Origin of the sequence: uncultured Fibrobacter sp. (assembly GCF_900316465.1) — a bacterium.
Lineage (GTDB): Bacteria > Fibrobacterota > Fibrobacteria > Fibrobacterales > Fibrobacteraceae > Fibrobacter.
The window spans coordinates 155851-168085 of record NZ_ONDD01000002.1 but is presented as its reverse complement, the minus strand read 5'-3'; the positions used below and the strand labels follow the sequence as shown (position 1 = coordinate 168085).

11 protein-coding genes are annotated in these 12235 nt (G+C 47.8%); 7 read left to right on the top strand and 4 right to left on the bottom strand.

Going from position 1 to position 12235, the window contains the following annotated elements; genetic code table 11:
* Window positions 1-166: 166 nt before the first annotated feature.
* Window positions 167-994, bottom strand: coding sequence for a sporulation peptidase YabG (gene yabG, locus QZN53_RS01575; protein ID WP_163436982.1), 828 nt, complete (start codon window positions 992-994; stop codon window positions 167-169).
* Window positions 995-1066: 72 nt separating this feature from the next.
* Complete coding sequence (locus tag QZN53_RS01570; protein WP_205428106.1) at window positions 1067-1678, bottom strand: GGDEF domain-containing protein; 612 nt, start codon at window positions 1676-1678, stop codon at window positions 1067-1069.
* Window positions 1679-1703: 25 nt separating this feature from the next.
* Between QZN53_RS01570 and QZN53_RS01565 the strand changes: the two genes are divergently transcribed.
* The 3 genes from QZN53_RS01565 to QZN53_RS01555 are packed head-to-tail and all read left to right on the top strand — an operon-like array spanning window position 1704 to window position 2876.
* Window positions 1704-1895 carry a hypothetical protein gene (locus tag QZN53_RS01565; protein ID WP_163436978.1) on the top strand — a complete coding sequence of 64 codons (192 nt, stop codon included), beginning with the start codon at window positions 1704-1706 and terminating at the stop codon, window positions 1893-1895.
* Between the two features lie 7 nt (window positions 1896-1902).
* Window positions 1903-2592: a hypothetical protein gene (locus tag QZN53_RS01560; protein WP_163436976.1), complete on the top strand. Its 690-nt coding sequence runs from the start codon at window positions 1903-1905 to the stop codon at window positions 2590-2592.
* A 14-nt stretch (window positions 2593-2606) separates the two neighbouring features.
* A complete protein-coding gene (locus QZN53_RS01555; protein ID WP_088657500.1) occupies window positions 2607-2876 on the top strand; it encodes a hypothetical protein in 270 nt (89 codons plus the stop codon).
* 1 nt (window position 2877) lies between these two features.
* Here QZN53_RS01555 and QZN53_RS01550 read toward each other — a convergent pair whose 3' ends face one another.
* Window positions 2878-4653 (bottom strand): CotH kinase family protein, encoded by a 1776-nt coding sequence (locus QZN53_RS01550; RefSeq protein ID WP_163436975.1) that lies wholly within the window; start codon window positions 4651-4653, stop codon window positions 2878-2880.
* 29 nt (window positions 4654-4682) lie between these two features.
* Window positions 4683-6464 carry a CotH kinase family protein gene (locus QZN53_RS01545; protein ID WP_163436973.1) on the bottom strand — a complete coding sequence of 594 codons (1782 nt, stop codon included), beginning with the start codon at window positions 6462-6464 and terminating at the stop codon, window positions 4683-4685.
* Between the two features lie 359 nt (window positions 6465-6823).
* Between QZN53_RS01545 and QZN53_RS01540 the strand changes: the two genes are divergently transcribed.
* The 4 genes from QZN53_RS01540 to QZN53_RS01525 all read left to right on the top strand — a co-directional run bounded on the left by QZN53_RS01540 (window position 6824) and on the right by QZN53_RS01525 (window position 12194).
* The gene (locus QZN53_RS01540; protein ID WP_163436972.1) at window positions 6824-7948 is read left to right on the top strand and encodes a DUF3300 domain-containing protein; all 1125 of its coding nucleotides are present in this window, start codon (window positions 6824-6826) and stop codon (window positions 7946-7948) included.
* 28 nt (window positions 7949-7976) lie between these two features.
* Window positions 7977-8330: a hypothetical protein gene (locus QZN53_RS01535; RefSeq protein ID WP_163436971.1), complete on the top strand. Its 354-nt coding sequence runs from the start codon at window positions 7977-7979 to the stop codon at window positions 8328-8330.
* Between the two features lie 44 nt (window positions 8331-8374).
* A complete protein-coding gene (locus QZN53_RS01530; RefSeq protein WP_163436970.1) occupies window positions 8375-10054 on the top strand; it encodes a glutamine--tRNA ligase/YqeY domain fusion protein in 1680 nt (559 codons plus the stop codon).
* A gap of 379 nt (window positions 10055-10433) precedes the next feature.
* Entirely contained in the window at window positions 10434-12194 is a 1761-nt protein-coding gene (locus tag QZN53_RS01525; protein WP_163436969.1) for an AAA family ATPase, read from the top strand.
* Window positions 12195-12235: the final 41 nt, after the last annotated feature.

Genomic DNA, 12235 nt, shown 5'->3' with positions numbered 1-12235 from the left:
TTCTCTATTATTTTGATAGACAAATTATAGCATTTTTTACATAAAATGTCAAAAAAAGTAAGTTGATGTAAATGTGCTGTATCTGTTGGTGCTGTAGTGTTTTGCTTTTATCAGTATCCAAATATTACATTTATATTACAATTATGTAATATAAATGTAATATTTGCTAATTAATCAAAATTTTCTCTCTTTTCCCTTCTGCTGACGTTCCTCCTATCCCGGCAGAGCCCTCTCTTATTTCTTTTATTATTTGATTTATTGTTACAATTTTATTTTTATCTGTTGTAGCTACTTTTTCAGCCACAATTAAAGGATCTACAAAATCTATTAAAATTCTACCTGGAGATGACGCAAAATTTGCACCAGCTATCATTATTGCCTCAAAAAAGCTTTGACATGCCCCAGCAAATATAACCAGTTTATCCATATCTGGTTCATATTTTCTAGCTTCTTTTACAGATTCAATAAAGTATTTAGAATTTCTATAATTATTTATATTATTATAATCTGCTCCTTTCTTTAGCATAGAATCATGCCCTGTTATCACTAATATGTCAGGATTATATTTTTCTAGCAAATTTTTTATTACATATTGCTGTTTCGATTCAGATACATTTTTAACAATTGCCTTTAAGCCTAATTTTTCATAATATCTTATAGCTTTTTCCATATACCTTCTGTCACCATCTAGATGTAGTATTTTACCTGTATATATTATCTCTTTATATCTTTTAAATCCTTTTTTGCTCGTTTTATCTAGATTTTCAGCACGCTTTTTTATTACATCTTCGAATTCTTTAATTTTTTCTTCTACTTCTTTTTTACTTACTATTTCTAAATCTTCTATTGGTGCATCTGCTTTTATTCTTACAGTAAGTCCATTTAAAATAGCATAATCTTGCCTATTTCTTTTCTTAATTATCTTTTCTATTATAAATATGATATCTTTGTTATATGATTTTCTTGCAACCATATATCCTTTTTTAAAGTTCATTTTTTCACCTCGTACTACAATATAATATGTCGATTTTTGTACAAGTGTGAAAAAAAAGAATGAGTACAAAACTCATTCCTTTCTTTTATCTATAACATATGCACTTCCTGGTGTTATTTTAGCTAAGTGCTTTACTTGTGCTCCTATTTCTCCTATTTCTAAGGTGTTTTTAAATCTTCCACTATATACAACAACAACACCTACTGATATTGAAGTTAATGGAAATTGTTCTATTATATTTTTTCTATTTGGTACTTCCACATAACCCCTTTTTCTATCTGTTTCATTAAAATAATCTAATACTTTTGTATCAAATTCTATAATTATATTTTGGCATATTTCTTCATAGTTTTCGTTTCCATCTACTATTGCTACAAAGTCATCTCCACCTATATGCCCTACAAAGCAATTCGTACTTTCACCACTATGGACATGTTTTGATATAGTTTTTGCTGTAAATTTTATTATTTCATCACCTTTTAAAAATCCATATGTATCATTATATGCTTTAAAATTGTCCAAATCTAAATATAATACTTCAAATTTTTCATTATTCAATAATCTCTTTTTTACTAGAAGACATAGGACATTTTTCAAAATATACAAAGGCAAAAAGCTTAACATCGACGAAACCCCGTACAAGCTTAGAGAAAACAGCGTTTCCTCGCTCATGATTCTATTCATTCTCTTTGTTTCATTCTTGCTGCTGATGGCAAAATTCAGCGGCGGCCGCGGCAATGGAATTTTCTGGTTCCTGTTCGGCGGCGCCATCAAGAACAAAAAGAAAGACGAACCAGAAGTCGGATTCGGAGGCGGATTCGGAAGCAGCCCGCGTGGCTTTGGCGGTGGATTCGGAAGTGGATTTGGCAACAGCGGATTCGGAAACCGGAATTCCTGGTGAGGTTAATATGAAAAAGAACCTGAGCATCGTAGAACTTCAAAGATCCAACTGGCCCGGCATGCTGCAGCAAGCCTTGGGCGACAACCTGATTTCAGCGTTCATTCACGGCGATTGCCTGGTCGAAGGTTTCAACGCCCTGGAAAGCCCTTGGACTATAAGTTTTATCTTGCGCGACAACTCGACCGCAAGCATCAAGCCCCTGCAGAACCTGTTGCGCGAAGCCAAGAAAGAAAACATCGAATTTCGCTACTTCTTTACGCTTAAAGAAATCCAGACATCCGAAGACGTGTTTCCGTTGGAATTCTTGCACATTGCAAACAGAAATGTCGCTCTTGCCGGTGCAAAGCCGCTGCCCAATTACCAGCCGAATGCGGAATGCCTGCGCCTGGAATGCGAACGCGAACTGCGCGGACTTTTGATTCACCTGCGCGAAGCCTACATTTACTTGCAGCAAGACCGCAATCCGCTCGGATTCTTCGCCCGCGCCAACGCAACACTTCTTCCGATTATGTACGGGGTTTACTACTTGCTCCACAAGACCTACCCCGAAAACCACCAGCAAATCTTTAGCGCCTACCCCGCACTCCGCGCTCCCATCAGTAGCCGAAACGAAAGGGCCTTCATCGACAGCATAAATAGCTATATTGCGACCGTCACTGAAATCGTAAACCAGGTCGACACCATGGATGCGGTTTAATACGGGAATTATAAATGATTTGCAATAGCATTCTGGGCACCATTCATCACGGCACCTACAAGAAGGTTATCGACGTCCTGTTCGAGCGTCACGAGCTCAAGGAACATTCTATCCGCCGCATCGCCCGCGACGGTGTAGAAATCGAAATTGACATCAACGAAGACATGCAAGAAGGCGACATCCTGGTCGAAACCGACCACTACGTGTACGCCGTCAAGATTTATGTGCCCAAGCCCCCAAAAGAAAATCTTGACCCTGTAAACAAGGTCAAGCATTATCTGTAACTTAGCGGCTCAAAAGTTTTCCATTAAGCGTTGTAATCCAGGTCTTGTCAACTAGACTATACGGAAGTTGCACGCTTTCTACTCCAGCACGAATCCTCTTTTGGAAAATCACTTGGCCGTTGTAATCCAAAAGCTTAAGCAAGCCGCCCTTTTCGCTTTGGACAGTCATTAAGCGGCCATCCAGCTTATAGAAGTTCAAGCGCGAAATACTCAAATAAGAATTGATGGCCGAAGGAGGCGGGTTAGAAACGCTTGAGCCGGGATCGTCATCCTCGGCGACCTTGTCGTAATAGGTCCAGTCATCAATAATAAGAGGCTCCGTGACTACCGGTGCCGATGGTTCGCTAAAACCGACCTGCTGGTCAATCCACGAAAACCTTTGCTTGACATACTTACGCAAGTGTTCGATTTCGGCATCCCACGTGGGTTCATTGTAGTAGTTCATCTTCATGCCCATGCAGAAGCCGCCCATGCCGCCGCCCCACATGCCACCACCCCACGGGTTGCCGTTGTTGCCACCATTGTTTCCGCCATTGGAATCCATCGGGTCGGCATCGCAGGTACCGCTCGCCTGACCGAGATTCGGCCAACGTTCAAAGTTGCGGTCAGCAGCCTTTTTCAGAACGGTTTTGAGCGAATCGATAAAATGATCGATGTTCTTGGTATGCCAAACGCCACTACGCAATTCTTTCCAGCGTTCCTTGTATTTTTTCTGGAAGCCATCGTTGTTCCAAAGATTCTGCACCCACTTAGCCACAAACCAATCGCCGGAACCGCCTTTTGCGCTCTGCGGAACACGCCAGCCCTCGGCCTTTTCGCCACCTACACGCTGGTAGGCTCCAAATCCAAGGTTAAAGTCCCAAGGAGCGCCCAACTGTAACTTGCCGCCCTTGCTGTCTTTATCTTTGAACATGTAGAAGCTGCAAATATAGGCGTCTGTATTGTTGGTGACATCTTCGTGCATAATGTAGTCTACAGCAGCATCAATGTCCAAAATATCGGAACACCCGTTGCTGTTGACATCGCCGTTGTCACAAGTAGATTCAATCTTGTTAAAGAAGTTCTTGATGTAGTCCTGCTGTTCCTTGGTCGTGTTCTCTTTTTTCGGAGAACGCATCACAACCGGCGAACCATCTTTACTCTTGAAGCCCTCCTTATCGAGACCGCTCGTGGAGTTATTTTCCACCTTGTCAATACTGAGCACGTAGCCACCAGTCAATTCATCGCCACTAGTATCTTCATCTTTGAGCTTTGCGATATGCACACGGGCCTTGGCGCGCTTGATTTTTTCAAGAAGCACGTAGACACCCTTGTACTGGCCGTTCAAATAGAGTTCAAAGAACTTGAAGCGAGAACTGTAACGTCCCGTTCTCTGGTAAAGCCAGTGTGCCAGCGCGTTACGAATAAGAGTCTTGTCCACATACGGGCCATGAAATACCCAGTCCGCATTCTTGGGCATGCCGAGAACCTTAAGACTCGTGTCTTGCCCCGTCGGGTCATGAAGCTCTACGCCGTAGCCCTTCTTCGGAAAGTCCGCAGAAGTCTGCCCGCGAATCTTGATGCCGATATCAATTTTATCGACCTTCGAAGAATCCGAAAGCGTATTCGAGCCGTTATCCACGATGCGCATTTCGCCGGGAATCTTGTCGGCACCTTTCGCAAGATTCTGGCCTTTCGTATTCACGACAATCAGCGGCAGGTCATATGTTTGCGCAAAAGCAGCGCTTGCGAAAAGCAGCGCTGCTGTACAGAGTAATAACTTAGGTAGGCGAATCATAAACACCCCTCCCCCATTCTTAAATTCTATTAGCGACCGAGCATCTTCCCGTTGAGTGTTGCGATCCAATGCGTATTCTTCGCCTTGCCCGGAATCTTCATGGTCGTAAGACCCTTCTTGATTCGAGTCTTGTACAAGACCGTACCATTCAGGTCAATTAAAGCGAATGTGCCACCCAAGCTCGTCTGGATTTCAAGCATGTCACCGTTCACGTCAAAGTAGTTCGTCGGAGACAGTCTGCTGAAATTATCAGCGATATCCTGCGGGGGATTGTTATCGGGAATAGAATCCTTCTTCTTGTCGTTTTCCCAATCGGGTTCATGAATGCTCGGGTCCACGGGCTGAGTCACGATCGGGCTAGACGATTCCGTAAAGCCGAGTTGCTGGTCCATCCACTGCATTCTTTCTTTCATTTTCTTGCGGAGATGTTCCACTTCGCCTTCCCAAGTATCGGCATTGTTACCGCCCATACCCATGCCATAGCCGCCACTGCTGGAGTTGCAGTACTTCATCGGCTCCGGATCAGGATCGTTCTGGCCACTGTTCTTACCCAGATTCGGCCAGCGCTTGAAGTTTCTGTCGGCAGCACTCTTCAGGTATGTCTTCATGGAATCCAGGTAAGCATCCATGACCTTGGTATGCCAAACGCCACTGCGGAGTTCTGCCCAGCGCTTCTTGAGTTCGCTCTGGTAATCGCTTCTCTTCCACATGCCGGTAAGCCACTTGGGAGCAATCAACGAGCCGCCGCCCATGCCCCACATACCACCTTGACCGGACTTGCTGCTGCTTTCAATCTGCCAGCTGTTGCCCGAACCGCCAAAGCCCATCATGCCGCCATTGCTCATAGCGAGGTTAAAGTCCCACGGCGGGCCAAGAGTGACCTTACCTTCGGTAAACACACCGTTCTTGGTCTTGTCCTTGGGTTTGTGCAAGAAGAAGCTGCACCAGTAGGAGTCGCCATTGTTGGTAATTTCCTGATGCAACACGTAGTCAACGGCAGAACCGAGATCCACGTACTTATCAAAGCCGTCACCATTCTTTCCGTTCTTGAACAGCGCTTCAAGATCGTTCAGGTACTTCTTGAGGTATTCTTCCTGTTCCTTTTGAATGTTTGCTTTCTTGGGGTAGTGCAAAATGACGTTCAAGCCATCGGAGGTATTGAAACCTTCTGCCTGAATACCACCCTGGTTATTGCTACCGCCGCCACCCGTGTTGGTGCCGACCTTATCGAAAGCCCAAATGTAGCCACCGGTAAGGCTATCGCCGGCGATATCGGTTTCTTTAAGCTTGCTCACATTCACGCGATACTTGCCGCGTTTGATTTTTTCGACCATCACATACACGCCGCGGTACACACCGTTGATGTACAGATCAAAATGCTTGGTACGGGGAGCATAACGGCCCGCCTGTCTAAAGAGCCAGTAAGCGAGAGCGTTACGGAGCATACTCTTGTCAACGTAAGGACCGTGGAAAACCCAGTCATCGGCAGGCGGGAGCCCGAACATGCTCACGTCCATGCCTTCGCCCTTGTCGTCGCGGACTTCAACGCTGTAGCCCGGCTTCGGGAACATTGCAGAAGACTGGCCTCTTACCTTGATGCCAATATCGTAGAGAGTACCCTTGGCACTGTCCGCCACATTGTTCGTCTTTCCATCCAAAACGCGCATGGTCGCCTGAATCTTCTCGGTGACATTCTTATCAAGACATTTCTGCTTGGTGTCAACGAAAATAATCGGCAGATCATAAGTCTGTGCGAAGGAGAAAGACGCCAAAAGCGCCGTGCCAGATATAATTTTAGCCCAATAGCCCATATAGTGCCTCCAACTATCTGTTGTAAAAATAGATTCAAACGTGTAAGAATTTATGTTAATTTTAGTTAATGTGTTGTGCAACTTAACAACATTCCAAAACCCCAAAACGGCCAAATTTAAGTAGAATTAACCCTTTTTATAACTCATTTTAGCCATTTTTAAGCATTTTCGCCCTCAAAACCGAAACCATAATTTCGTTTAAGAAGCGTGTAAAAATAAAATCGTCCATAATGGATAATTACAACGCGGGAATTTTATCCCCGAAAAATGCCTGTTTGCAACCAAAATCGACTTTTTCGCATCTAATTAGCATAGAATTTTTGTATAATATTAGTAACCTAAAGCTATAGGAGGTAAACATGTTTACCGCTTCGAAGGCTCAAAAAAGTTTAGCTATTCCATTTGCGACCAAGTTCGCTTGGCTGTGGTTTTTACTTGCAGTCATTTTATGTATGCCCAATTCCGCTCGCGCAAACGAGCAGTTCACCGCAGCGGAACTCGACACTCTCGTCTCGACGATTGCGCTTTACCCTGACCCGCTCCTGGTGCAGGTGTTGGCGGCATCTGTTCATGGCGATGAAATTCCGGGCGCTGCCGATTGGGCAAACCAGAACAAGCACCTGAAAGGTCAAGAACTCGCCGAACGCATCAAGCTCGAAGACCTCCCCTACGACGAAAGTGTCCAGGCTCTGATTCCGTTCCCGACTGTTCTTGCCACCATGGCCAAATACCAAGTATGGACAGACCAGTTGGGCGACGCTGTCGCCACTCAAAAAGAGGCCGTGATGGATGCCGTGCAGCGTATGCGTACCGCCGCCTATAACCACGGTCACTTACAAACTAACGAACAGGTCAAGGTCATCAAGGAAAAGACGATCATCATCGAACCTGTACAAAAGGAATACGTTTACGTTCCCGTTTACAACCCGCACGTGGTATACTACGTTTATTCGAACGGCTACCCTGGACTCCGTTACCGCAGCGGCGTTTGGGTCGGTACTTACTACGATTCTTGGGGTTGGGGCACAAGCCGCTTTGAATGGGATACGCACTTGATTTACGTGCACGACTACCGCTGGTACCACAACAGGCCTCTGCCGCCGCGCCCACCGCGCCATCACAATCCGCCTCCGCAGCCCAGGAACAACCACTATGTGGCACCGGCAAGGCACGACACCTATACGCCTCCTCCGAGCAGGCCCGTGAAGGTCCCCATGAACCACAGCACGGCACCGAGGAGCAAAGCCGAAATTCATAATGCAGCCGCCCACCCGAACACGGTTGCAACGGTCAAGACCACCAAGGACAATTACTGGCAAGATGACAACAACCAAAACAACAATCAAGGTTTTGGCAACATCAAGACTACCCGTAGCAGCCAGAAAAACTACGACGATTCCCGCAGCAGCCATAACAACCGCAACAGCGGGAACAGCAACCGTAATAGCAATAGCCGCGGTTTTGGCAAAAGTATGAGAAAGTAAAACGCATCGTCATGATGCAAGAACATTCATGAAATCTTTATTCAGCATTCTTTCGGCAGCCTTTTTACTTGCCGCCTGCGGCGGAAAAGGCTCTACCGACGCCTCGTCCGATTCCATCCAAGATTCCAAAGACATCCACAAGACTTCGCAATACTCCTGTAAGGCGGCCTTAGAGGGCGTCATTGTATACTTAAATAAAGAAAAAGCCGGCTACATCTGTAAAAATGAATCATGGGTCGACTATGAAGACCGAGAACTTTTTTCAAAACTTGAAAATGGGCCCGCTTGCACCGATATAGACAAAATCGCAGTCATCGCTAACAGAACAACGCACACCACCATTGTCTGCCATGACCGCGACTGGTTCTTCGGAGACGAATAACCATTTTACTATATTTTCCAGCGTTAAAAACTAAAGGATTAACCATGGAAATCCCTGAATCTTCGAATTTTGTACAGGACATCATCGTTAACGACCTCGCTACGGGCAAGCGCAAGAATGTGCACACCCGTTTCCCTCCTGAACCGAACGGCTACATCCACATCGGACACGCCAAATCGATCTGCCTGAATTTCGGTACTGCAAACAAGTACAAGGATTTCGGCGGCGTCACGAACCTGCGCTTTGACGACACGAACCCCACCAAAGAAGACGTGGAATACGTGGACTCCATCCGCGAAGACGTGAAGTGGCTCGGCTTTGAATGGAAGGGCGGCGAATACTTCGCCAGCGACTACTACGACCAGATTTACGCCTTTGCCGAAAAGCTGATTGAAATGGGCAAGGCTTACGTAGAAGACCTGACCCGCGACGAAATGCAGGAATACCGCGGCAATGACGCCGGTAAGCCGAGCCGTCCGAGCCCCTACCGCGACCGCAGCGTCGAAGAGAACATGAAGCTCTTCCGCGAAATGCGCGACGGCAAGTATGCCGATGGTGAAAAGTGCCTCCGTGCCAAGGTGGACCTTTCTAGCCCGAACATGAACATGCGCGACCCGGTCATCTACCGTATCAAGCACTGCACCCACCACCGCACCGGTGACAAGTGGTGCATCTACCCGATGTACGACTTCGCGCACCCGCTCAGCGACTGGATCGAAGGCATTACGCACTCTATCTGTACGCTTGAATTTGAAGCGCACCGCCCGCTGTACGACTGGTTCCTGATTGAGCTTGGCCTCGACAACCGCCCGCAGCAGATTGAATTTGCCCGTTTGAACCTGACCTACACCATGATGAGTAAGCGCAAGCTGTTGGAACTGGTGCAGACGAAGGCCGTGATGGGCTGGAACGACCCGCGTATGCCGACGGTCTGCGGTTACCGCCGCCGTGGCTTTACCCCGAGTTCCATCCGCGAATTCTGCGACCGTATCGGCGTTTCCAAGGCCGACTCCATGGTCGACGTGAACTTGCTCTACTTCTGCATCCGCGAAGAATTAAACCAGACCGCCAACCGCGTGATGGCCGTAATCGATCCGGTCAAGCTCGTGATTGACAACTGGGAAGCCGGCAAGGTCGAAATGATCGAAGTCGAGAACAACCCGAACGATCCGAACGCCGGTACGCGCCAAGTTCCGTTCAGCGGAGAACTCTACATCGAAGCCGACGACTTTATGGAAGAACCGCCGAAGAAGTACTTCCGCTTGAAGCCGGAAGGCGAAGTCCGCTTGAAGGGTGCTTACTTCGTGACTTGCAAGAGCGTCGAAAAGGACGCCGACGGCAAGGTGAAGGTGATTCACTGCGTCTACGACCCGCTGAGCAAGGGTGGCGAAACTCCCGATGGCCGCAAGGTCAAGGGCACCATCCACTGGGTTTCCGCTGCTCACGCCGTGGACGCCGAAGTGCGCCTGATTGACAACCTCTTCACCCTCGAAGACCCGTCTCAGGTCCCGGAAGGCGAAGACTGGCACGACTACCTGAACCCGGAATCCATGGTGATTAAGCAGGCCAAGGTGGAACCGAGCCTCGCCGACGCAAAGCTCGAAGACCGCTTCCAGTTCATGCGCCAGGGTTACTTCTGCTTGGATAGCGAAGATTCCAAGCCGGGCCACTTGGTGTTTAACCGCACGGTTGGCCTGAAGGATTCCTTCAACCCGTCCAAGTAATTCACCGAAAAACATCGCAATACCACGTCATGCGAGCTCTCGCTGTATGATTCAATACAGCTTTGGCTCGCATTTTACTTTGGCTCTGCACTTTAGTGCAGGAGATTGGCTTCGCCAATCGTTCGCCAAAGGATGTCGTCACCATGTTTTGTCAGAAATTTATTTTTGGAACAAAACATAGGTAAGGACCTCGTCTTGCTCGTTTCTAGGCGAATTACGATTCATTATTTGATTAATTCCACCACGGATTGTTACAAACAAATTAAATCACTGGGGTTCAGCAGATTTGCGGGGCGTTTTTTCGTGCATTTTGCACTTTTAAGTACCCTTTTGTAAATAAAAAAGCTACATTCAGTATGATAAAGCATCTGAGGCGCTTATGGAAAACGCAAAAAAGACCATTAACCTGTTCCTTAAGAACAAGTATAACAGCGTAAACGAACTCAAGGCCGAACTGTACAAGGCGGGTGTTGCCGCCATGGAAGAAGGCTGGACATTCATGGACGCTAGTTTCCAGCTGGGCGGAAAGGCCCGCGACGATGGCATGGACGGAGAAGAGGTCGAACAGACTCTTCGCCGGGCGTTCTCCGCCGAAAAGCGCTCTGCAGAACGTCCCCAGGAACAACCGGCGCCGGCGCAGAACTCCACCCCGGCTGCGGAAGGAGTTCCCCAGGCACAAGCTGCGGCCGCCCCGCAGACGATGGCCATGCCAATCATCACGCCGCTGTCGGCAAACATGATTTCCATGGAACAAATGCTGGCCATGGGTCTTGATACACAGTCCCTGGAACTATTGCAGAACTTCAAGATTGATCCGGAAGCACTTTCCATTCCCTGGCCCGCCGCAGACTGGCGAAAAGACTTGGCCAAGCTTCTGGAAGCTGCTTTCGACCCCGACGAAACCATTTCGTTCAAGGTTTCAAACACCCCCGAAACCACCGAAGAACTCGTATCGAATATTATCGGGCAAGATGACTCTATCAAGAAAATCATGAAGAGCCTCGACAGCCCCGAAGGCGCCCTCCTGTGCATTAACGCCGTAAAGGGTGGCGACGACGTCACGGACGAATCTTTCCGCTACCGCTATGTGGTGGTCGACAACCCCAAGATGTCCTTGGCCAAGCAGCTCGCCTACTACAAGGCACTGAACCTCCCCTGTACCGCTCTTGTAAACACAGGTGCAAATTCTGTGCAGGCATGGGTCAAGATTTTTGCCAACGACGAAGAAGAATATAACGAACGCGTCGACTTCCTTTTCAAGACACTTGATTCCCAGGGATTCAAGGTTGACCCGAGCAACAGCAACCCGCACATGATGGTGCGTATGCCGGGCGTGCTCCGCGGCGGTAAACAGCAGTACTTGATTGGTCTTGAACAGGGCGCCAAGAACTTTAAGGAATGGCAAGAATGGGTGGAATACTCCCTTGACGGAAAACCGCTCATTGAACTTGCAAGCGACACCGAAGAAGCCCCCAAGAAAGACCAGACGATTGTCGAAAACATGCTCCGTGCCGGCGAATTCTTCTTGTTCACGGCACCCCCGAAGAGCGGCAAGTCTCTCGCCCTTATGGACTTAGGCCTTTCGATTTGCTATGGCGAAGACTGGTTCGGCAACTCAACGTCTTCGAGCGACGTGCTGTTCATCAACTTTGAACTTACCAAGTCCGTGTTCCTGAACCGCCTTTACTTGCTGGGCGGCAAGCGCAACTTGAACGCCAGCACCCCGAAGTTCGGTTTCTTGAACCTGCGTGGTACGGCCCTTTCGCCTATCGAAACAGCACAGCTTATCGCCAAGCGTATTCAAGGTGCCAAGCGACTTGAAAACCACGACTACCGCGTGGTGGTGATCGACCCGATTTCAGCCGTGTTGCATAATCCGAAGTCAACACGCTTGAATGGCGCACCGCACCAGATTCTGATGCAGATGGTCGATACCATTATCGCCCTCACGGGCTGTGCAGTCGTATCGTCTTGCAACTTGGACGAATACCCCTACCTCGAAGCCCGCGCGGACTCGCTCATTAAGCTTTCGCCGGTGGAAGGCAGCCTGAACCTTTACCAGATTAACGGAACCTTCCGCGAATTCCCGAAGATGCTCGCCCGCGAATGTTCCTGGATTTACCCGAGATTCCTTGTTTAAGAAAATAAAATGAGAAACGATTTTAGAAAAAGAAGTAACAG